This is a genomic window from Pseudomonas rustica, assembly GCF_018336155.1.
GTDB classification, from domain to species: Bacteria; Pseudomonadota; Gammaproteobacteria; order Pseudomonadales; family Pseudomonadaceae; genus Aquipseudomonas; species Aquipseudomonas rustica.
The window spans coordinates 283,601-304,984 of the sequence record NZ_JAGYHF010000003.1 but is presented as its reverse complement, the minus strand read 5'-3'; the positions used below and the strand labels follow the sequence as shown (position 1 = coordinate 304,984).

18 protein-coding genes are annotated in these 21,384 nt (G+C 58.8%); 3 read left to right on the top strand and 15 right to left on the bottom strand.

Translation table 11 applies throughout. The annotated features are described in order from the left end of the window. The first annotated feature begins 11 nt into the window (after window positions 1-11). Complete coding sequence (gene cobA / locus KFS80_RS07050; RefSeq protein ID WP_212544335.1) at window positions 12-779, top strand: uroporphyrinogen-III C-methyltransferase; 768 nt, start codon at window positions 12-14, stop codon at window positions 777-779. A gap of 95 nt (window positions 780-874) precedes the next feature. On the opposite strand, the gene KFS80_RS07045 is transcribed toward cobA, so the two are convergent. The 8 genes from KFS80_RS07045 to ppsA form a co-directional block, all read right to left on the bottom strand. Next, window positions 875-1,909, bottom strand: coding sequence for an OmpA family protein (locus KFS80_RS07045; protein ID WP_212544334.1), 1,035 nt, complete (start codon window positions 1,907-1,909; stop codon window positions 875-877). A 107-nt stretch (window positions 1,910-2,016) separates the two neighbouring features. Then, entirely contained in the window at window positions 2,017-2,607 is a 591-nt protein-coding gene (sigX, locus tag KFS80_RS07040; protein ID WP_053118714.1) for an RNA polymerase sigma factor SigX, read from the bottom strand. A gap of 90 nt (window positions 2,608-2,697) precedes the next feature. Further along, window positions 2,698-3,522, bottom strand: coding sequence for a mechanosensitive ion channel family protein (locus KFS80_RS07035; protein ID WP_007916401.1), 825 nt, complete (start codon window positions 3,520-3,522; stop codon window positions 2,698-2,700). 2 nt (window positions 3,523-3,524) lie between these two features. Further along, window positions 3,525-3,773, bottom strand: a complete 249-nt coding sequence (locus tag KFS80_RS07030) for a hypothetical protein (RefSeq protein WP_053118712.1) — start codon at window positions 3,771-3,773, stop codon at window positions 3,525-3,527. A gap of 63 nt (window positions 3,774-3,836) precedes the next feature. After that, on the bottom strand, window positions 3,837-4,832 hold the full coding sequence (locus KFS80_RS07025; protein ID WP_053118710.1) for a zinc transporter ZntB: 996 nt from the start codon (window positions 4,830-4,832) through the stop codon (window positions 3,837-3,839). Window positions 4,833-4,853: 21 nt separating this feature from the next. Continuing rightward, window positions 4,854-5,345 carry a ribonuclease E activity regulator RraA gene (rraA, locus tag KFS80_RS07020; protein ID WP_053118708.1) on the bottom strand — a complete coding sequence of 164 codons (492 nt, stop codon included), beginning with the start codon at window positions 5,343-5,345 and terminating at the stop codon, window positions 4,854-4,856. 226 nt (window positions 5,346-5,571) lie between these two features. Continuing rightward, the gene (locus KFS80_RS07015; protein ID WP_212544333.1) at window positions 5,572-6,561 is read right to left on the bottom strand and encodes an alpha/beta fold hydrolase; all 990 of its coding nucleotides are present in this window, start codon (window positions 6,559-6,561) and stop codon (window positions 5,572-5,574) included. Window positions 6,562-6,748: 187 nt separating this feature from the next. Next, complete coding sequence (gene ppsA / locus KFS80_RS07010) at window positions 6,749-9,124, bottom strand: phosphoenolpyruvate synthase (protein WP_159815422.1); 2,376 nt, start codon at window positions 9,122-9,124, stop codon at window positions 6,749-6,751. Window positions 9,125-9,298: 174 nt separating this feature from the next. On the opposite strand from ppsA, the gene ppsR reads away from it, so the two are divergent. Continuing rightward, window positions 9,299-10,117 carry a posphoenolpyruvate synthetase regulatory kinase/phosphorylase PpsR gene (ppsR, locus tag KFS80_RS07005; RefSeq protein WP_053118702.1) on the top strand — a complete coding sequence of 273 codons (819 nt, stop codon included), beginning with the start codon at window positions 9,299-9,301 and terminating at the stop codon, window positions 10,115-10,117. 95 nt (window positions 10,118-10,212) lie between these two features. Here the strand turns inward: ppsR and KFS80_RS07000 are convergent, their stop codons facing one another. Continuing rightward, window positions 10,213-11,622, bottom strand: coding sequence for an aminotransferase-like domain-containing protein (locus tag KFS80_RS07000; protein ID WP_212544332.1), 1,410 nt, complete (start codon window positions 11,620-11,622; stop codon window positions 10,213-10,215). A gap of 90 nt (window positions 11,623-11,712) precedes the next feature. Between KFS80_RS07000 and KFS80_RS06995 the strand changes: the two genes are divergently transcribed. Next, window positions 11,713-12,651 (top strand): DMT family transporter, encoded by a 939-nt coding sequence (locus KFS80_RS06995; RefSeq protein WP_212544331.1) that lies wholly within the window; start codon window positions 11,713-11,715, stop codon window positions 12,649-12,651. Window positions 12,652-12,749: 98 nt separating this feature from the next. Here the strand turns inward: KFS80_RS06995 and prpD are convergent, their stop codons facing one another. The 6 genes from prpD to KFS80_RS06965 form a co-directional block, all read right to left on the bottom strand. Further along, complete coding sequence (prpD, locus tag KFS80_RS06990) at window positions 12,750-14,234, bottom strand: 2-methylcitrate dehydratase (protein ID WP_212544330.1); 1,485 nt, start codon at window positions 14,232-14,234, stop codon at window positions 12,750-12,752. 181 nt (window positions 14,235-14,415) lie between these two features. Then, the gene (gene prpF, locus KFS80_RS06985; protein ID WP_212544329.1) at window positions 14,416-15,606 is read right to left on the bottom strand and encodes a 2-methylaconitate cis-trans isomerase PrpF; all 1,191 of its coding nucleotides are present in this window, start codon (window positions 15,604-15,606) and stop codon (window positions 14,416-14,418) included. 54 nt (window positions 15,607-15,660) lie between these two features. Next, window positions 15,661-18,255 (bottom strand): Fe/S-dependent 2-methylisocitrate dehydratase AcnD, encoded by a 2,595-nt coding sequence (acnD, locus tag KFS80_RS06980; protein ID WP_212544328.1) that lies wholly within the window; start codon window positions 18,253-18,255, stop codon window positions 15,661-15,663. Between the two features lie 176 nt (window positions 18,256-18,431). After that, window positions 18,432-19,559, bottom strand: a complete 1,128-nt coding sequence (prpC, locus tag KFS80_RS06975) for a bifunctional 2-methylcitrate synthase/citrate synthase (protein WP_212544327.1) — start codon at window positions 19,557-19,559, stop codon at window positions 18,432-18,434. Window positions 19,560-19,678: 119 nt separating this feature from the next. Next, complete coding sequence (gene prpB, locus KFS80_RS06970) at window positions 19,679-20,569, bottom strand: methylisocitrate lyase (protein WP_007916432.1); 891 nt, start codon at window positions 20,567-20,569, stop codon at window positions 19,679-19,681. Continuing rightward, a complete protein-coding gene (locus tag KFS80_RS06965) occupies window positions 20,566-21,288 on the bottom strand; it encodes a GntR family transcriptional regulator (RefSeq protein ID WP_172680069.1) in 723 nt (240 codons plus the stop codon). The genes prpB and KFS80_RS06965 overlap by 4 nt, the downstream gene beginning before the upstream one ends. Between the last annotated feature and the right edge of the window lie 96 nt (window positions 21,289-21,384).

Below are 21,384 nucleotides of genomic sequence, written 5' to 3'. Positions count from 1 at the left end.
GGAAAGATTCCATGAATGCAAAAGTCTGGCTGGTGGGCGCTGGCCCCGGCGATCCCGAATTGCTGACCCTCAAAGCCGTGCGCGCGTTACGCGAAGCCGATGTGGTGCTGATCGATGATCTGGTCAATGACGCGGTGCTGGAACACTGCCCGGACGCGCGGATTATCGCTGTGGGAAAACGCGGCGGCTGCCGTTCAACGCCGCAGGCCTTTATCCATCGTTTGATGCTGCGGTATGCCCGTCACGGCAAATGCGTGGTGCGGCTTAAGGGTGGTGATCCGTGCATTTTCGGCCGTGGCGGCGAAGAAGCGCAGTGGCTGCGTGAGCGTGGTGTTGAGGTGGAATTGGTTAACGGCATCACCGCCGGGCTGGCGGGCGCAACGCAGTGCGACATCCCGCTGACACTGCGCGGTGTCGCGCGCGGCGTGACGCTGGTGACGGCGCACACGCAAGATGACAGCGAGTTGAACTGGCAGGCGCTGGCGCAGGGCGGCACGACACTGGTGGTGTACATGGGCGTGGCCAAGCTCGACGAGATTCGTGATCAGCTATTGACCGGAGGAATGGCAGCGGATACGCCGGTGGCGATGATCGAAAACGCCTCTCTGCCTCATCAACGTGAATGCCGGAGTGTTCTGACGGCAATGAGCGAAGCGGCCTACAGATTTCAATTGAAGAGCCCTGCGATACTGGTCATCGGCGCAGTAGCTGGGTACGCGGAGGATCAAAAGATCGCAGCCTGCGGCAGCTCCTACATTGAGTCTGCATGCGCCCTGTAGGAGCTGCCGAAGGCTGCGATCTTTAAACCTGAAACTCAAATCGCAGACAAAGAAAAGCCCGGCCTAAGCCGGGCTTTCCTCAGAGCGGCAGCTAATTACTTAGCTTGAGCTTCAACCTGCGCTTCTACGCGACGGTTTACAGCGCGGCCAGCTTCAGTTTTGTTGTCAGCAACTGGGCGGGATTCGCCGTAGCCAACAGACTGAACGCGGGACGATTCAACACCGTACTGGTTGGTCAGAACTTGCTTAACGGCGTTTGCACGACGCTCGGACAGTTTCTGGTTGTAAGCGTCAGGACCGACGGAGTCAGTGTGACCTTCAACAGTAGTGGTGGTGGATGGGTACTGCTTCATGAAGTCAGCCAGGTTCTTGATGTCGCCGTAGCTGTTGGTTTTAACAACAGATTTGTCGAAATCGAACTTAACGTCCAGCTCAACACGAACAACTTCAGCAACTGCTGGGCAGCCGTCAGCGTCAACAGTTACGTTGGCTGGGGTGTCCGGGCACTTGTCAACGTTGTCGCAAACGCCATCGTTGTCGCTGTCGGAGCAAACTTCAGCTGGTGCTGGAACTGGAGCAGCAGCAGGCTTGGAGCCGCCACCGAAGTTCACACCGATACCGACGCTTGGAGCCCACTCGGTGTCGCCTTTGTCGATGTTGTACTGAGCTTCAACGCCAGCACGGGCGTAGAAGTTGTCAGTGAAGTACAGCTTGGCGCCGCCACCAACGTTAGCGAAGGTCGAACGGTCACGGCTGTTCGAACCGTTCTGGTCGATGCTCTGGTCGGAGAAACCGGCCGAGACGTATGGACGCAGCATGTCGCCTGGGTTGTTGAAGTGGTACAGAGCGTCCAGAGCGGTGTTAGCGCCTTTAACGTTCTTGCCGTCGTCGGAACGCACGTTGTGCACTTCGTCGTAGCCCAGACGCAGTTCAACGTCGTCGGTCAGGAAGTAACCGATCGAACCGCCGAACAGGTTGCCGTTGTTCTTGAAGTTACGAGCGCTGTCGAATTGTTCTTTCTTAGCGAAGCCTTCGATTTCAACTGCGCCTTGGCCTTGTGCCAGAGCGCCGAACGAAGTGGCAGCAATAAGAGAACCAATGGCCAAGCCCAAGGTGTTTTTCAGTTTCATCCGTTAAATCCCCATCTGGTGATTGTGAAGCAGTCCCGCAAACCGGGGGACAACTCGGCGGCAAGTCTATCAGAACTTGCCTACACGTAAGAGATATTTGCGCTGAACTAAGTTTCAGCAATGCCTGCAAATTTCTCACGCAATTTATCTAGAGCACGTTTGTAACGCATTTTTGTCGCACTCAAACCCATGTGCATTATGTCTGCGATCTCCTGAAATTCCAGTTCTGCGACAAATCGTAGCACCAGAATTTCACGGTCAATCGGGTTCACATACACCAGCCAGCGATCGAGTCCGCCCTTCTCCTCGGGTTTCGGCATCTTTTCTTCAGACGCTTCTTCCAGGGGGTCAAGACTCAAAGCATCCATCAAGCGACGCTTTCGCCGTTCCTTCCGATACTGCGTGATGCATTCGTTGTAAGTGATGCTATATAGCCATGTCTTGAACTTCGATTTCCCCTCGAAGTTCTTCAGGCCATACAGCACCTTCAGCATCACTTCCTGACAGACATCGTCTGCGTCGCGATCGTTCCCAAGATATCTCGCACAGACGTTAAATAATGTTCGCTGGTAACGCCGCATCAGTTCTTCATAAGCGCGCGTCACGTGAAAAAGCTCGGTGTGCGAGCGCGCGACCAACTCCTCATCAGAGAGCTCGCGGGGGTCGTAGCGCGTGGATAGCGTTTGGGCTTTATTCAAAACAAGTCGTGCCGACAGTCAGGTCAATGTCCGCCGCAGCCAGCATCAGCTGGCATTTAGCGGCGGCATACATTAGCAGGGTTTGCCGGATTAGCGGCTACTCACATGCTGTTCCAGCAGGATCCGATTGGAAAGAGAGACTAGCTCACCCTCATCGGTCAGCAATGTGGTTTTAACCGTGCCGATCTCTTCGATCTGCCCTTCGACCTCGCCAACACGCACTTGTTGCCCAACCTGATACAACTCACGCACATAGATTCCCGCAAGAATCTGACCGGCAATTTCCCGGCTTCCCAAACCCATGGCCAGCGCAACCGCCAGACCAACGGTAATCAACACAATGACAATCACATGGTTCAGCAGGTCGGTCTTGACCTCAAGCTGACTGATCGCCACCGAGATGCTGATAATGATCACCAGCCCCTGCGCAATCCGCCCCAGCCCCGAAGCGTAGTCGAGGCCTACGCCTTCTGCCGCCCCGCGCACCAGGCCATTGGCCAATTGTGCGAGCAAAACACCGACCAGCAACACCAGCGCGGCACCGAAGACCTTTGGCAAATACAGCGCAAGCATGTCCAGCGTAGCTGAAACTCGCTCAAGTCCAAGGGATTCTGCTGCAGAAACCAAAAATATCAGCAGAACGAACCAGTAAACAATTTTTCCAATCAGGGTCGAGATTGGTACTTGCAGGCCGGCACGCGACATCAACTTGGTCAGACCGGTGCCGCCCATCAGGCGATCGAGGCCGAGTTTGGCCAGCAGTTTGGACAACAAGGTGTCGAGCAGTTTGGCCACGACGAAACCCAACAGCAGCACCACCAGTGCGCCGAACAGGTTCGGAATGAAGTTAGCGACTTTGGTCCACAACGCAGTCATTGCAGTGACGAGGCTCTGAGTCCAGAGATCAAGTTCCATATTCAATCAGCCTTATCAGCAGTGCGAGCGGTAGGTTTACGAAGACGGGAAACCGGCGAGACATGCGCCGATCCATTATTCAGGGCGATCATCAGCGCGGGCAGCCAGCGGCCCAGCAGGCTGAAAAGATCACCGGCACCGACCTGGCGGTTGGCGGTTTTGAGTACGCGGCCCAAGCACGCATCGTCGTCACGACCGGACGGTGAGGCGTTGAGCATGTCGCGCAAAGACTGTTCAAACGGATCGTGCATACGCACCTCTCGTGATGTCTGTGAAAGACGCGGGCAGATTTGGTCGGGTCACATGTTGCATGGTCACACCCAGCGCAATCGGCGGAACAACCACCACTGACCGAAGGCCAGGGCGAGCACCGTCAAACAGGCGATCAGGAAGCCATAAGGGCTGCTGGAGAACGGAATTCCGCCGACATTTATACCCAGCAGACCGGTGATAAAACTCATCGGCAAAAAGATGCAGGTGATGATGCCGAAGCGGTACATCGTGCGATTCATGCGCTCGCTCAAACGCCGGTCTTCAGCCTCCAGCACCAGCCCCACGCGCTCCCGGGTCAATTCCAGCTCTTCGAGATATCGCGTCAGGCTGTTGTTCAATTCGTTCCAGTAGTCGGCATCATCTTCGACAAACCACGGCAGTTTTATCCGCGTGAGCTGTCCGAAAATATCCCGCTGCGGTGCAAGAAAACGCTTCAGTCCGGCAGCCCTGCGCCGGATGTGCAAAATCGCTCCGTGCTCGGGGGTATACCGTTCGTCGGCATCCATCTTTTCTTCTTCCTCATCGGCGATTTCTGAGAGGCAAGTGACCAGATCCTGCACCTTATTGGTGAGGAATTGCGCCAGATAAAGGATGAGTTCAGAAGCGGTTTTCGGGCCTTTGCCGTCGGCTAATTGCGCCAGCAACTCATCCGTGGCGCGCAGTGGACGCAAACGCAGAGAAATGACGCGCTGAGCTGAGGCGAAAATCCGCACCGAAACCATGTCTTCCGGCTCGGCGCCCGGATTGAGGTTGACCCCGCGCAAGAACAACAACAGCTCGGAATCCGGCAGTGGCAACAAACGCGGCCGGGTGTTTTCTTCCAGCAGCAGGTCGCAGGTGAATTCGTTGAGACCGCTGGATTTGCGCAACCAGGTCTGGGTTTGCGGATGGCTGCGATCCCAATGCAGCCACAGACTTTCATGCGCCTGCAGTTGCAAATCGTCGAGCTCAGTCCGGGCTATCGAACGCGCGCCGCCTTTACCGTCCAGCACGAGGGCATGCACCAGCCCCCATTGCGCGTTTTCTTCCTCGAACATCCGCATCCCTTTGTCGAAGCCTTATTCAGGCATTTGCAGCGGGCTCGGCGAGATGATCACGCCGTTGTTGTCCGCATAAATGTAGTGGCCCGGGTGGAACGTCACACCGGCGAAAGTCACCGGGACGTTGAGGTCGCCGAGGCCACGTTTTTCGGTTTTCATCGGGTGGCTGGCCAGCGCCTGCACGCCCAGATCGGTCTGCGCAATGACGTCGACGTCACGGATGCAACCGTAGATCACCAGCCCTTCCCAACCGTTCTTCGCGGCTTTCTCGGCGATCATGTCGCCCAGCAGCGCACGGCGTAGCGAACCGCCGCCATCCACGACCAATACTTTGCCGTTGCCCTTGAGTTCGGCTTGTTCCTTGACCAGCGAGTTGTCTTCGAAGCATTTGATGGTCACGATTTCGCCGCCGAACGAATCACGGCCACCGAAATTGCTGAACATCGGTTCCAGCACCTGCACCAGTTCCGGATAGGCGTCGCACAGGTCAGGCGTAAGGTAATGGTTCATCGAAAAACTCCTGTAAAAAGGAAGACGATCAAGGATGACGCACGCTATAGAGACGAGTTCCGGCGGCCGCTGTTTACCTTAGTCCATGCCATGGTCGCTGACTGAACCTGAACATACGCTGAAACGTAATAGCTAAACAGCCGCTAAAAATGACCAGAACCGCACAATGCGTCATATCTTAGCCGCAAGCCGACCTGAACGAAATGCCCTTTTCAGAGCCTCTGATTCAGACCGCAGCGGCCAGATCCGCCTTCTCGCCGAGCAACGGCGTCTGTTGATCCTTCAACCAACGCGCCACCAGCGGCCACACTTCAGCTTGCGCAGCTTTGCTCACCAACATTTCGACATGACCGAAATTGTCGTTGAAACCCTGCTCGCGACCGAGATTGATGAATTGTTTGTGCTCCGAGCCGAGCTGCTCGAACAGCTTGCGACACGCCCACGCCGGATCCTGGTGGTCACCAGCGGCTGTCACCGCGAGTACCGGCACCTGAACCTCGGCCAAGCCTGCCCACCAATCCTTGTCCTTGTCGCCAAATCGGCCAAACAAGCCGTACCAGCGCATGCTTTCAATGGCCAGACCGATCGGCTCGTCTTCCGGGCCGCGCTTGAGGCGTGAGCCGGACAACTGCGCGAAACGCTTGAGAATAAAGCGCCCGCTCCACTCCACCGGCGGGATTTTCAGCGGCCAATACGTGCGACTGACCTGCGTGCCGAAAAACGCCGCAGAGGCAACTGCCGGCTCGCCGAGGTATTCACCCCCGAGCGCAGCGGCCAAGGTGATGCCGCCGAGTGAATGGCCGATCCAGTGCGGAACCTGACCGCTCTGCTCACGCACGAACGCGGCAATCGCCGGCAGATCGTATTTGGCATAGTCGGAAACGCGATTGCGCCGATATTCCTCATTGCGCTGCGACAGACCGTGGCCGCGCATCTCCGGAATCCACACATCAAAACCCAGTCGCGTCAGATACGCGCCAAGCCCGAGGCCTTTTGGCGAAAACCAGAAGCGCCGATTGGAAAAGCTGCCGTGCAACAGAATCACCGGCACGCCACGGGGCGCGGTGTCGTCGGCCATGCCCAAACGGGTAACGGCGATCTCCACGGACCAGTCCGGGCTGTTGCCGGGTTTCAAACGATAAACATCTTCGCTCAGATCGCCGCGCCGCTCGGCGCTGATCAGGGCGACAGGAAATAGGTTGCTGCTGCTTTGCATAATGCTCTTGCACAAAAAAGGGCGGCATCTACAGGAGCCCGCCCTACTTCAATCTCAAAGCCCTGCCCTTTGTAGGAGTGAGCCTGCTCGCGAAAGCGGTGTATCCGTCGACATCGTTGTTGAATGTCAGTCCGTCTTCGCGAGCAAGCTCGGCTCCTACAAGGGGAGCGGGCCGCTTACATACTCATTAAGCCTGCGCTTGACCTTCGGCCAGGAAGAACCAGGTTTCCAGCACGGAGTCCGGGTTCAGCGACACGCTTTCGATGCCCTGCTCCATCAGCCATTTGGCCAGATCCGGGTGGTCGGACGGGCCCTGACCGCAGATACCGATGTACTTGCCGGCCTTGTTGCACGCGGCAATCGCGTTGGCCAGCAGCTTTTTCACCGCCGGATTACGCTCGTCGAACAGGTGCGCGATGATGCCCGAGTCGCGATCCAGACCCAGCGTCAGCTGAGTGAGGTCGTTGGAGCCGATCGAGAAGCCGTCGAAGAATTCGAGGAATTCTTCAGCGAGGATCGCGTTGGATGGCAGTTCGCACATCATGATGATGCGCAGACCGTTTTCACCGCGCTTCAAGCCGTTTTCAGCCAGCAGATCGACGACCTGGCTCGCTTCACCGAGGGTACGGACGAACGGCACCATGATTTCGACGTTGGTCAGGCCCATCTCGTTGCGCACACGTTTCAGCGCACGGCACTCGAGTTCGAAGCAATCGCGGAACGATTCGCTGATGTAACGCGACGCGCCACGGAAGCCCAGCATCGGGTTTTCTTCTTCCGGCTCGTAGAGCTTGCCGCCGATCAGGTTGGCGTATTCGTTGGACTTGAAGTCCGACAGGCGCACGATGACTTTTTTCGGTGTGAACGCTGCAGCGAGGGTGCTGATGCCTTCGACCAGTTTGTCGACGTAGAAGCCAACCGGATCGTCGTAACCGGCGATGCGCTTGTCGACGCTGTCTTTGATTTCCTGCGGCAGACCGTCGTAGTTCAACAGAGCTTTCGGGTGCACACCGATCATGCGGTTGATGATGAACTCCAGACGGGCCAGGCCCACACCGGCGTTCGGCAGTTGCGCGAAGTCGAAGGCGCGATCCGGGTTGCCGACGTTCATCATGATTTTGAACGGCAGCTCCGGCATGGCATCCACGGAGTTTTTCTTGATGTCGAAGCCCAGTTCGCCTTCGAAGATGTAACCGGTGTCGCCTTCGGCGCACGAAACGGTCACGCCCTGGCCATCCTTCAGCAGTTGGGTTGCGTTGCCGCAACCCACCACTGCCGGAATGCCCAGCTCACGGGCGATGATCGCCGCGTGGCAAGTACGGCCGCCACGGTTGGTGACGATGGCGCTGGCGCGCTTCATCACCGGTTCCCAGTCCGGGTCGGTCATGTCGGAAACCAGCACGTCACCCGGCTGGACTTTGTCCATTTCGGAAACGTCTTTGATGATGCGCACTTTACCGGCGCCGATGCGCTGGCCAATCGCACGACCTTCCACCAGCACGGTGCCGGTTTCTTTCAACAGGTAACGTTCCATGACGTTGGCCTGAGTGCGGCTTTTCACGGTTTCCGGACGGGCCTGCACGATGTACAGCTTGCCGTCGTCACCGTCCTTGGCCCATTCGATGTCCATCGGGCACTGGTAGTGCTTTTCGATGATCATCGCTTGCTTGGCCAGTTCGCTGACTTCAGCGTCGGACAGGCAGAATCGCGCGCGGTCAGCCTTGTCGACGTCGATGGTCTTGACCGAACGACCGGCCTTGGCCTCGTCGCCGTAGATCATCTTGATCGCTTTGCTGCCCAGGTTGCGGCGCAGGATCGCCGGACGACCGGCTTCCAGCGTGCCCTTGTGGACATAGAATTCGTCCGGGTTCACCGCGCCTTGTACGACGGTTTCACCCAGGCCGTAGGCGCCGGTGATGAACACGACGTCACGGAAACCGGATTCGGTGTCGAGGGTGAACATCACGCCGGCAGTGCCGGTTTCCGAACGCACCATGCGCTGCACGCCAGCCGACAGGGCGACCAGTTTGTGGTCGAAGCCCTGGTGCACGCGGTAGGAAATCGCACGGTCGTTGAACAGCGACGCGAACACCTCTTTGGCGGCGCGGATAACGTTTTCCACACCACGGATGTTCAGGAAGGTTTCCTGCTGACCGGCGAACGAAGCGTCCGGCAAGTCTTCGGCGGTGGCGGAAGAACGCACGGCCACGGCCACGTCAGGGTTGCCGGCCGACAGCGCGGCGAACGCGGTGCGGATTTCGGCATTCAGTTTTTCAGGGAATTCGGCTTCCATGATCCATTGACGGATCTGTGCGCCGGTTTTGGCCAGGGCGTTGACGTCGTCGACATCGAGCGCGTCGAGGGCCGCGTGGATCTGGTCGTTGAGGCCGCTCAGTTCGAGGAAATCACGATAGGCCTGAGCCGTCGTGGCGAAGCCGCCGGGGACCGAAACACCGGCGCCTGCCAGGTTACTGATCATCTCGCCCAGGGATGCGTTCTTGCCCCCCACATGCTCAACATCGTGTTTGCCGAGCTTATCGAGGGAAACTACGTACTCTACCAAGGTGATCTCTCCACTAACTGTGTTGGAAAAGCTCAGAAACCGGCTGCTCGGGGGAGCGTTGGCCGGTTATATGGCCTGGACCTGGAAAATAAGTGAGAATGCTGGCCACTGGCGGCCAACAAATCGCGCCTATCATATCCAGAAATGCTCATTAGCTTAAGGCCCAAGGTGCAAATGAAACGATCTGCTTTCTTTATCTCCGATGGCACCGGCATCACCGCCGAAACCTTGGGTCAAAGCCTTCTGGCGCAGTTCGAAAACATTACCTTCAGCAAATTCACGCGACCGTACATCGACAGCGTTGAAAAAGCGCGAGCCATGGTACAACAAATCAACAAAGCCGCTGACACCGACGGCTTTCGCCCGATCATCTTTGACACCATCGTCAATCAGGACATTCGTGAGATTCTCGCGACGTCCAATGGTTTCATGATCGATATTTTCTCGACCTTCCTCGCCCCGCTTGAGCAGGAACTGACCGAGCATTCTTCCTACACCGTCGGCAAGTCGCATTCGATTGGCCACAACTCCAATTACATGGAGCGTATCGAGGCGGTGAACTTCGCCCTCGACAACGATGACGGTGCGCGCACGCACTATTACGACAAAGCCGACCTGATACTAGTGGGCGTGTCGCGCTGCGGTAAGACACCGACGTGTCTGTACATGGCCATGCAGTTCGGCATCCGCGCAGCCAACTATCCGCTGACTGAAGACGACATGGAGCGCCTGACCCTGCCCGCCGCCCTGCGTGCGCACCAGCACAAGCTGTTTGGCCTGACCATCGACCCGGATCGCCTCACCGCGATCCGCAACGAGCGCAAGCCCAACAGCCGCTATTCGAGTTATGCGCAGTGCGAATTTGAAGTGCGCGAAGTGGAGAACCTGTTCCGCCGCGAGAACATTCCGCACATCAATTCGACGCATTTTTCGGTGGAAGAGATTTCGGCGAAGATTCTGGTGGAGAAAGGCGTGGAGCGGCGGTTCAAGTAGTTGTGTGCTGCCTGAGCTGACGCCTTCGCGAGCAAGCCCGCTCCCACACTGGAATGCATTCCAAATGTGGGAGCGGGCTTGCTCGCGAAGAACGATTACACGGTCTCGGTTAATGCCTGCGCCAGAGCCTCAAACCCACTCAGCAACAACCGATCATCCCCCACCGAATTACACACACTCACCCGAATACACTGCGGCACCGCCGCATGCCCGACCGCAAACGCCTCTGCGGTCGCCACCAGATAATTATTCTCCTTCAACTCCGCCGCAATCTGCGACGCCCGCCAGCCTTCCGGCACCTCGACCCAAAAATGCGGACTGTGGCTGTGCGTCTTGTAATTCAAGCCCTCCAGCGCCCCGACCACCAACGCCTTACGCCGGCCAATCTCGTCAATCTGCTCATCCAGCAAGCGCTCGGCCAAGCCGTTTTCGATCCACAGACTCGCCACCTCCATCGCCAGCGGATTGGCCATCCAGCATGTACCGCGAATGGCTGAACTCAAACGGCCGATCAACGCTTGCGGCGCATGCAGATAACCCACGCGCAATCCCGCCGAAACAGCCTTGCTCAAACTGCCGATCAACACCGAACGCTCCGGCGCAAAATAACTCAGCGGTAAAGGCCGCTGACGATCCAGCACGGCGTGGGCTTCGTCTTCGAGGATCAGCAGATTGTGCTGACGGCAGACCTCGGCAATCGCCTCGCGCCGTGGGACGGACATCACCGCCGCCGTAGGATTCTGGATGGTCGGCGTGCAATACAGCGCCGAAACGCGATGCTGACGGCAGATTTCCTCCAGCGCTGCCGGTAAAAGCCCTTCGTCATCCATCGCCGCGCCGATCAGTTTTATCCCGAGCTGGCGAGCGACACTGAGCAATCCGGGGTAGGACAAATGCTCGGTCACCACCGTGTCGCCGGCCTTGAGCAAACCCATCAACGCACACAACAGACCGTGCTGGCCGCCGTTGACGCACAACACCTGATCGGCGTGCGGCACAAACGCGTCGTGTTGCAGCCACACCGCCCCGGCCTGCCGATGCCGCGCCATGCCGCCTTCTGCGCTGTATCCAGTCAATTGCTGCAACACTCGCGAATCATTGGCCAATGCTTGCAGGCTCTGGCTCATAAACGCCGCTTCCTGCCCCGGAATCGGCTGATTGCGGCTCATGTCGAAACAGGCGGGCGGCTCATCGCTGACATTGCGAAAGCCTTTGTCCTGCGGCCGTTCCATCCCTCTCTGACGCACGTAAGTGCCATCGCCTACACGGGCGACGACCAATCCCACACGCTCCAGCTCACCGTAGGCGCGGCTGATCGTACCGATGGTGACGCCCAGACTATCGGCCAACAATCGGTGCGGCGGTAATTTGCAGCCAGCGTCAATCACGCCTTCAGCGATAGCCTTTTCCACTGCATCGGCGAGGCGCTGGTACTTCACGCCGACGCCATGAGTGAGGCCATCACGGAGGATTGACACCATGGCAATACTTACTTTGACAGTCATTCGCGCCCCGAATAGCGTGCTGAAAACAGGTTCAATCAGGGATAGACCTTTTCTGTGACCAGGTCAATTCAGCCGCTCGGAGCACACCGCATGTCGACCGCCGTCAGCACACCGATAAGCATCAGCAAACCCTGGCTTGCCGGGTTAATTACCAGCACGTTGTTTCTGATCGTCTGCCTGAGTTGGGGCACGACGTGGCTGGGGATCAAGATTGCTGTAGAAAGTGTGCCGCCACTGACCGCGGCCGGGCTGCGCTTTCTCATCGCATTTCCACTGTTTTTGAGTTTCGCGTTGCTGCGTAAAGAACCGCTGCTGTTCCCTCGGCAGAGCCGCTGGTTTTTTGTGTTCGTCACGCTGTCGTATTTCAGCCTGCCCTACTACCTGCTCAACTACGGCGAAATGCATGTTTCGTCAGGCCTGACTGCGTTGCTGTTCAGCTGCATGCCAGTATTTATCCTGCTGTTTTCCGCGCTGTTTCTGCGCGAGAAAATCTACCCGTCGCAGATGCTCGGCATTGCCATCGGTTTTGGCAGTCTTTTCATGATTATTCGCAGTCAGGGTTTGCATCTGGATCAGGCCGAATGGCTGGGGGTGCTGGCGATTCTCTGCGCCGCCGTGATGCATGCGCTGTGCTACGTGGTGACGAAAAAACACGGCAGCGCGATCAGCGTGATCACCTATAACACGCTGCCGATCGGCATTGCCGGGGCGATGTTATTTATTGTCGGATTGAGCGTTGAAACCCCGGTGTTCGAAAACATCACGGCACGCTCGTGGGGCGCGCTGTTCTACCTCGGACTGGTCGCCTCAGTGGGCGGATTTATCGTCTACTTTTTGCTGCTGAAACGCCTGAGCCCGATCATCCTGTCGTTCGTGTTTATCATTTTCCCGGTGTTCGCCGTGATCATCGGCGCCTGGTACGAGGGGCAAACCCTGTCCCGGGAGCTGATGATCTATTCAGCGATTTTGTTGAGCGGTTTTGCCATCACCAAATTGCCCATCGAAAAATGGCGTATGCGGTCCGTGTAGGAGCTGCCGAAGGCTGCGATCTTTTGATCTTGTTTTTAAACATCGACGTCGAAAGATCGCAGCCTGCGGCAGCTCCTACAGGGAGCGGGTTTGTACCTTCAAATCACGAACAGGTCGACGAAGCGGTTTACCGGGGTGGACTCGAGTCGGGTTTGATCTTTGCACAGTGTGAAGATCTCGCTGCTGCGCTGACCGGTAAAACGCGTGGCCAGATTGGCTTTGAACTTGTCTTCGAGCAACGGAATGCCCTCGGCGCGGCGGCGACGATGGCCGATCGGGTATTCCACGACGACGTTTTCGGTGCTGCTGCCATCCTTGAAAAACACCTGCACGGCGTTGGCAATCGAGCGCTTGTCGGGCTCCAGGTATTCGCGGGTGAAACGCGGGTCTTCGACGATGACCATTTTCTCGCGCAGCACATCGATGATCGGGTGCGCCTTGTGGAAATCGTCTTCGTATTGCTCGGCCACCAGATTGCCGAAGGCCAGCGGCACGGCGGTCATGTACTGGATGCAGTGGTCACGGTCAGCGGCATTGGCCAGCGGCCCGACTTTGGAAATGATGCGGATCGCCGATTCGTGAGTGGTGATGACGATGCGGTCGATTTCGTGCAGACGATTGCGCACGTGCGGGTGCAAGGTCACCGCCGCTTCGCAGGCCGTTTGCGCATGAAATTCGGCGGGGAAGCTGATTTTGAACAGGACGTTTTCCATCACGTAACTGCCGAACGCGCGCGAGAAACTGAAAGCGCGTTTTTCTTCCGGTTTCAACGCCAGATCGTTGTTGCTGTGGCTGAACAGCACCTCATAAAAGCCCCACTGTTTTGCCGTCAGCACCCCGGGAATGCCCATCTCGCCGCGCATGGCGATGTCGGCCAAGCGCACGCCACGACTCGATGCATCCCCCGCCGCCCAGGATTTTCGCGAGCCGGCGTTGGGCGCATGACGATAAGTGCGCAGCGCTTGGCCGTCGGCGAAAGCGTGGGACAACGCCGACAACAGTTGTTCGCGATTGGCGCCCATCAGTTTGGCGGTGACGGCGGTGGAGGCGACTTTCACCAGAATGACGTGATCAAGTCCTACGCGGTTGAAGGAGTTTTCCAGGGCGATCACGCCTTGAATCTCGTGAGCCATGATCATCGCTTCGAGCACATCGCGGATGGTCAGCGGCGCTTCAGCGTTGGCCACGCGCTTTTGCGAGAGATGATCGGCCACCGCGAGAATCGCACCGAGGTTGTCGGATGGATGGCCCCACTCGGCGGCGAGCCAGGTGTCGTTGTAGTCGAGCCAGCGAACGATGCAACCGATGTCCCACGCGGCTTTGACCGGGTCGAGACGATAGGAAGTGCCGGGGACGCGCGCGCCAAACGGCACGACGGTGCCTTCGACGATCGGGCCGAGGTGTTTGGTGCATTCGGGAAAACGCAGTGCGAGCAGGCCACAGCCCAGCGTGTCCATCAGGCAGTTGCGGGCGGTGTCGAGTGCTTCGGCAGATGCGGTTTTGAAGGTCAGGACGTAGTCGGCAATGTCCTGCAGGACACGGTCGTAGCCGGGGCGGTTGTTCAGGTCGACGTTGGCGCTCATGTTCGATTCACTCGTGAAGTGGTTCGTTGATGGGACCTCGGTTCAGGCTGTTTTGGATTTTTATTATCGAAATGCAAACCCTGTAGGAGCTGCCGAAGGCTGCGATCTTTTGATCTTGACCTTCAAAGACAAGATCAAAAGATCGCAGCCTTCGGCAGCTCCTACAGGGGTGGGTGTTGTGTCAGAAAGAATCTCCGGGGACGCGGACGTAGCCTTCCATGAGAACGCGAGCGCTACGGCTCATGATGGCTTTTTTGACGATCCATTCGCCGTTTTCCAGACTGGCTTCAGCACCAACCCGCAACGTCCCGGACGGATGCCCGAAGCGCACGGCATTGCGTTCAACGCCACCCGCCGCAAGGTTCACCAACGTGCCAGAAATGGCCGCCGCCGTACCAATCGCCACCGCCGCCGTGCCCATCATCGCGTGGTGCAACTTGCCCATCGACAACGCGCGCACCAGCAAATCGACCTCACCAGCGCCAATCGCCTTACCACTGGAAGCCACATAATCCGCAGGCTTGGCAACAAACGCGACTTTCGGCGTGTGCTGCCGTTTCGCCGCTTCATCCAGATTGGCAATCAGGCCCATGCGCAGCGCGCCATAAGCACGAATGGTCTCGAACATTTGCAGCGCTTTCGGATCGCTGTTGATCGCGCCTTGCAGCTCGGTGCCGGTGTAACCGATATCTTCGGCGTTGACGAAAATCGTCGGGATGCCGGCGTTGATCATCGTCGCTTTGAACGTGCCGACACCCGGCACTTCCAGCTCATCGATCAAGTTGCCGGTGGGGAACATCGAGCCACCGCCACCCTCTTCTTCCGCCGCCGGATCCATGAATTCGACTTGCACTTCGGCGGCCGGAAAGGTCACGCCGTCGAGTTCGAAATCACCGGTTTCCTGCACTTCGCCGTTGGTGATCGGCACATGCGCAATAATGGTTTTGCCGATGTTGGCCTGCCACACGCGCACCACCGCAACACCGTTGTGCGGAATGCGGCTGGCCTCGACCAAGCCATTGCTGATAGCGAACGAGCCGACCGCTGCCGAGAGGTTGCCGCAGTTGCCGCTCCAGTCCACGAATGGCTTGTCGATGGAGACCTGGCCAAACAGGTAATCGACGTCGTGATCGGCCTTGATGCTTTTCGACAGGATCACGGTTTTGCTGGTGCTCGACGTCGCGCCGCCCATGCCGTCGATCTGCTTGTCGTACGGGTCGGGGCTGCCGATCACGCGCAGCAGCAGAGCGTCGCGAACCGGCCCGGGAATCTGCGCCGCTTCGGGCAAATCCTTGAGGCTGAAAAACACGCCTTTGCTGGTACCGCCGCGCATGTAGGTGGCGGGGATTTTGATCTGTGGTGCGTGAGCCATATTGCTCCTTACCGAAGGCATGGGGCCTGAAACCCCATGCCCACATCAGTTGATTTAAACGGCAACCGCCGACTCTTCAAGGAAGTCCTGAGCGAAACGTTGCAACACGCCGCCGGCCTCGTAGATCGACACTTCTTCTGCGGTATCCAGACGGCAAGTCACCGGCACATCAACGCGCTCGCCGTTCTTGCGATGGATCACCAGCGTCAGGTCCGCGCGCGGTTTGCGCTCGCCGATCACGTCGTAGGTTTCGCTGCCGTCGATGGCCAAGGTGTGACGGTCGGTGCCTGCTTTGAACTCCAGCGGCAGCACGCCCATGCCCACCAGGTTGGTGCGGTGAATGCGTTCGAAACCTTCAGCGGCAATCGCTTCGACACCGGCCAGACGCACGCCTTTCGCCGCCCAGTCGCGGGACGATCCCTGACCGTAATCGGCGCCGGCAATGATGATCAGCGGCTGTTTGCGTTCCATGTAGGTTTCGATGGCTTCCCACATGCGCATGACCTTGCCTTCCGGCTCGACCCGCGCCAGCGAACCCTGTTTGACCTTGCCGTTTTCCACGACCATTTCGTTGAACAGTTTCGGGTTGGCGAAGGTCGCGCGCTGTGCGGTCAAGTGGTCGCCACGGTGCGTTGCGTAGGAGTTGAAGTCCTCTTCCGGCAGGCCCATTTTCGCCAGGTATTCGCCAGCGGCGCTGTCGAGCATGATCGCGTTCGAAGGCGACAGGTGATCGGTGGTGATGTTGTCGGGCAGCACCGCCAGCGGGCGCATGCCCTTCAGCGGACGCGCGCCGGCCAGCGCGCCTTCCCAGTACGGCGGACGGCGAATGTAGGTACTCATCACGCGCCAGTCGTACAGCGGCGTGACTTTCGGGCCGGTGTCTTCGTGGACGGCGAACATCGGAATATAGACCTGACGGAACTGCTCAGGCTTGACCGAAGACTTCACCACGGCGTCGATTTCTTCGTCGCTTGGCCAGATGTCTTTCAGGCGGATTTCCTTGCCGTCGACCACGCCCAAGACATCTTTCTCGATATCGAAACGGATGGTACCGGCGATGGCGTAAGCGACCACCAGCGGCGGCGAAGCGAGGAACGCTTGCTTGGCGTACGGGTGGATGCGGCCGTCGAAGTTGCGGTTGCCCGAGAGCACCGCAGTCGCATACAGATCGCGGTCGATGATCTCTTGCTGGATCACCGGATCGAGCGCGCCGGACATGCCATTGCACGTGGTGCAGGCGAAGGCGACGACGCCGAAACCGAGCTGCTCCAGTTCAGTGGTCAGCCCTGCTTCGTCGAGATACAGCGCAACGGTTTTCGAACCCGGCGCCAGCGAGGATTTCACCCACGGTTTGCGGGTCAGGCCGAGCTTGTTGGCGTTGCGCGCGATCAGGCCAGCGGCGATGACGTTGCGCGGGTTGCTGGTGTTGGTGCAACTGGTGATGGCGGCGATGATCACCGCGCCGTCAGGCATTTGCCCGGGGACGTCTTCCCACTGACCGGAGATGCCTTTGGCCGCCAGATCCGAGGTCGCGACGCGGGCGTGCGGGTTGCTCGGGCCGGCCATGTTGCGCACCACCGAAGACAGATCGAAAGTCAGGCCGCGCTCGTATTGCGCGCCTTTCAGGCTGTCTGCCCACAGGCCGGTCAGCTTGGCGTATTGCTCGACGAGCTGCACTTGCTGGTCTTCACGACCGGTGAGTTTCAGGTAATCGATGGTCTGCTGATCGATGTAGAACATCGCTGCGGTGGCGCCGTATTCCGGGGCCATGTTGGAGATGGTTGCGCGGTCGCCGAGGGTCAGCGCAGCGGCGCCTTCGCCGAAGAACTCCAGCCATGCGCCAACGACCTTTTGTTTGCGCAGGTATTCGGTCAGCGCCAGCACCATGTCGGTGGCGGTGATGCCCGGTTGCAGCTTGCCGGTCAGTTCAACACCGACGCTTTCCGGCAGACGCATCCACGAGGCGCGGCCGAGCATCACGCTCTCGGCTTCGAGGCCGCCGACACCGATGGCGATCACGCCCAAGGCATCAACGTGCGGCGTGTGGCTGTCGGTGCCAACGCAGGTGTCGGGGAACGCCACGCCTTCACGCACCTGGATCACCGGCGACATTTTCTCCAGGTTGATCTGGTGCATGATGCCGTTGCCCGGCGGGATCACGTCGACGTTCTTGAAGGCCTTTTTCGTCCAGTTGATGAAGTGGAAGCGGTCTTCGTTGCGCCGGTCTTCGATGGCGCGGTTTTTCTCGAACGCCTGAGCGTCGAAACCACCGGCCTCGACGGCCAGCGAGTGGTCAACGATCAGTTGCGTCGGCACTACCGGGTTGACTTGCGCCGGGTCGCCGCCCTGCAACGCGATGGCGTCGCGCAGGCCAGCGAGGTCGACCAGCGCGGTCTGGCCGAGAATGTCGTGGCAGACCACACGCGCTGGAAACCACGGGAAATCGAGGTCGCGTTTGCGTTCGATCAGTTGCTTGAGGGAATCGGTGAGCGTGGCCGGGTCGCAGCGACGCACCAGGTTTTCCGCCAGCACGCGGGAGGTGTACGGCAGGGTGTCGTAACTGCCGGGCTGAATCGCTTCGACCGCCGCGCGGGCGTCGAAATAATCCAGAGGGCTGCCGGGCAGGGTTTTGCGGAATGCTGTGTTCATCGGGTCAGGACTCGGGTCACGGTGGTTGCAAAGGGTGATGCCTTCTCGCCGATCCCCCCCTGTAGGAGCTGCCGAAGGCTGCGATCTGTTGATCTTGATCTTGAAAACAAAGATCAAAAGATCGCAGCCTTCGGCAGCTCCTACAGGGATTGCGATCAGGAGTTGGCACTCACCATTCAGCGACGTTCGATTGGCACGAACTTGCGCTGTTCGACGCCGATGTACTCGGCGCTTGGGCGGATGATGCGGTTGTTGGCGCGCTGTTCGAACACGTGCGCGGCCCAGCCGGTCAGGCGCGAGCAGACGAAGATCGGCGTGAACAGCTTGGTCGGAATGCCCATGAAGTGGTACGCCGAGGCATGGTAGAAATCGGCGTTCGGGAAAAGTTTTTTCTGTTCCCACATGGTCTTGTCGATGGCTTCGGAAACCGGGAACAACACCTTGTCACCGACTTCATCTGCCAGCTGTTTCGCCCAGCCTTTGATCACTTCGTTGCGCGGGTCGCTGTCCTTATAGATCGCGTGGCCGAAGCCCATGATCTTGTCCTTGCGCTCGAGCATGCCGAGGGTGCCTTTGATCGCGTCTTCCGGCGACGAGAAGCGCTCGATCATTTCCATCGCCGCTTCGTTGGCGCCGCCATGCAACGGTCCGCGCAGCGAACCGATGGCTGCGGTCACGCAGGAATACAGATCGGACAGCGTCGATGCACAAACACGGGCGGTGAAGGTCGAGGCGTTGAATTCGTGCTCGGCATAAAGGATCAGCGACACGTTCATCACTTTGACGTGCAGTTCGCTCGGCTTCTTGTCGTGCAACAGGTGCAGGAAATGGCCGCCGATGGTTGGCTCGCTGCTCACGCAGTTGATGCGCTTGCCGTCGTGGCTGAAGCGATACCAGTAGCACATGATCGCCGGGAATGCGGCGAGCAAACGGTCGGTCTTGTCGCGCTGCTCGGAGAAGTCCTTCTCCGGTTCGAGGTTGCCAAGGAACGAGCAGCCGGTGCGCATCACGTCCATCGGGTGGGCGTCGGCGGGGATGCGTTCGAGCACTTCCTTCAGCGCTTGCGGCAGGTCGCGCAGCTTGCTCAGCTTGCCTTGGTATTCGTCGAGTTGCGCCTGGGTTGGCAGTTCGCCGTAGAGCAGCAGGTAGGCGACTTCTTCAAATTGCGCATCGGCTGCCAGTTCGCGCACGTCGTAGCCGCGATAGGTCAGCCCGGCACCGGCCTGGCCCACGGTGGACAGTGCGGTTTGCCCGGCAACCTGGCCACGGAGCCCGGCGCCACTGAGTACTTTTGCTTCGGCCATTTCTATCTCCAATCTTGAATTTGTTAGGGAGTGTGGCGAAAAGATCGCAGCCTCGTTGCACTCGTCAGCTCCTACAGGGATCTATGTAGGAGCTGCCGCAGGCTGCGATCTTTTGATCTTTATTTCTTCGCAGCAAACAACGCATCGAGCTTCTGCTCGAACGTGTGGTAATCAATACGATCGTAAAGCTCCATGCGAGTCTGCATGGTGTCGATGACATTCTGCTGCGTGCCGTCGCGGCGGATCGCCGTGTAGACGTTTTCCGCAGCCTTGTTCATCGCGCGGAACGCCGACAGCGGATACAGCACCAGCGACACGTCGGCGCCGGCCAGTTGCTCGGTGGTGTACAGCGGCGTCGAGCCGAACTCGGTGATGTTGGCCAGGATCGGCGCTTTCACACGGTTGGCGAACAGCTTGTACATCTCCAGCTCGGTGATGGCTTCCGGGAAAATCATGTCGGCGCCAGCCTCGATGCACGCGGCGGCGCGATCGAGTGCCGATTCCAGACCTTCCACCGCCAGCGCATCGGTACGCGCCATGATCACAAAGCTGTCATCGGTGCGCGCATCGACGGCGGCTTTGATGCGGTCGACCATTTCCTGCTGGCTGACGATCTCTTTATTAGGACGGTGGCCACAGCGCTTGGCGCCAACCTGATCTTCGATATGAATCGCCGCCGCGCCGAACTTGATCATCGACTTCACCGTGCGCGCGACGTTGAACGCCGACGAGCCGAAACCGGTATCGACGTCGACCAGCAACGGCAGATCGCAAACATCAGTGATGCGGCGCACATCGGTGAGCACGTCATCCAGACCGGTGATGCCCAGATCCGGCACGCCGAGCGAGCCTGCGGCCACCCCGCCACCGGACAGGTAGATCGCCTTGAAACCGGCGCGCTTGGCCAGCAGCGCGTGGTTGGCGTTGATCGCGCCGACCACTTGCAATGGATGCTCGCTGGCGACCGCATCGCGGAAACGCTGGCCTGGAGTGCTGTGCTTGGAACTCATGACTCACCTCGTTCAGTGGCTGTCTTATTGTGGGCGCCGTCCTGGTAATGACGGGCGATGTTGCGTTTCGAGGCGCCGATGTGGCGGCGCATCAACAATTCCGCGAGCTCGCCGTCACGGTCGGCGATGGCATCGAGAATCCGGTGGTGTTCGGCAAAGGCCTGGCGCGGGCGGTTCGGCGTGGTGGAAAACTGGATGCGGTACATGCGCACCAGTTGATACAGCTCGCCGCAGAGCATTTGGGTCAGCGTGCGGTTGCCGCTGCCCTGAATGATCCGGTAGTGAAAGTCGAAATCGCCTTCCTGCTGGTAGTAGCCGACGCCGGCCTGAAACGCGGCGTCGCGCTCGTGGGTTTCCAGCACCCGGCGCAGTTCGTCGATTTCTTCGACGCTCATGCGCTCGGCTGCCAGACGGCAGGCCATGCCTTCGAGGGATTCGCGGATTTCGTAGAGTTCGATCAGCTCGGCATGATTGAGCGAGACCACGCGCGCGCCGACATGCGGGACGCGTACCAGCAACCGCTGGCCTTCGAGACGGTGAATCGCCTCACGTAACGGTCCACGGCTGATGCCGTACGTGCGCGCCAGTTCCGGCTCGGAAATTTTGCTGCCCGGGGCGATCTCGCCTTTGACGATGGCCGCCTGAATACGCCGGAAGACGTTTTCCGAGAGCGTCTCGGAATCGTCACCGTTGATGACCGGGGGATCGAGTTGATCCAGCATGATTGTCGACACCTTTAAATCCAATGCGGCAAAAACTAGCTAATTCAGCCGAATCAGTCAAAGGATAAATGGGTATTGTCGACAATCGTCTAA

Coding starts and splice junctions, on each gene's coding strand:
- KFS80_RS07045 (WP_212544334.1), bottom strand. CDS start 1,909: ATGAAACTGAAAAACACCTTGGGCTTGGCCATTGGTTCTCTTATTGCT.
- KFS80_RS07015 (WP_212544333.1), bottom strand. CDS start 6,561: ATGCAAAGCAGCAGCAACCTATTTCCTGTCGCCCTGATCAGCGCCGAG.
- prpB (WP_007916432.1), bottom strand. CDS start 20,569: ATGAGTTCCAAGCACAGCACTCCAGGCCAGCGTTTCCGCGATGCGGTC.
- KFS80_RS07000 (WP_212544332.1), bottom strand. CDS start 11,622: ATGACTGTCAAAGTAAGTATTGCCATGGTGTCAATCCTCCGTGATGGC.
- KFS80_RS07035 (WP_007916401.1), bottom strand. CDS start 3,522: ATGGAACTTGATCTCTGGACTCAGAGCCTCGTCACTGCAATGACTGCG.
- ppsR (WP_053118702.1), top strand. CDS start 9,299: ATGAAACGATCTGCTTTCTTTATCTCCGATGGCACCGGCATCACCGCC.
- prpC (WP_212544327.1), bottom strand. CDS start 19,559: ATGGCCGAAGCAAAAGTACTCAGTGGCGCCGGGCTCCGTGGCCAGGTT.
- KFS80_RS07030 (WP_053118712.1), bottom strand. CDS start 3,773: ATGCACGATCCGTTTGAACAGTCTTTGCGCGACATGCTCAACGCCTCA.
- acnD (WP_212544328.1), bottom strand. CDS start 18,255: ATGAACACAGCATTCCGCAAAACCCTGCCCGGCAGCCCTCTGGATTAT.
- prpF (WP_212544329.1), bottom strand. CDS start 15,606: ATGGCTCACGCACCACAGATCAAAATCCCCGCCACCTACATGCGCGGC.
- KFS80_RS07025 (WP_053118710.1), bottom strand. CDS start 4,832: ATGTTCGAGGAAGAAAACGCGCAATGGGGGCTGGTGCATGCCCTCGTG.
- rraA (WP_053118708.1), bottom strand. CDS start 5,345: ATGAACCATTACCTTACGCCTGACCTGTGCGACGCCTATCCGGAACTG.
- prpD (WP_212544330.1), bottom strand. CDS start 14,234: ATGAGCGCCAACGTCGACCTGAACAACCGCCCCGGCTACGACCGTGTC.
- cobA (WP_212544335.1), top strand. CDS start 12: ATGAATGCAAAAGTCTGGCTGGTGGGCGCTGGCCCCGGCGATCCCGAA.
- KFS80_RS06995 (WP_212544331.1), top strand. CDS start 11,713: ATGTCGACCGCCGTCAGCACACCGATAAGCATCAGCAAACCCTGGCTT.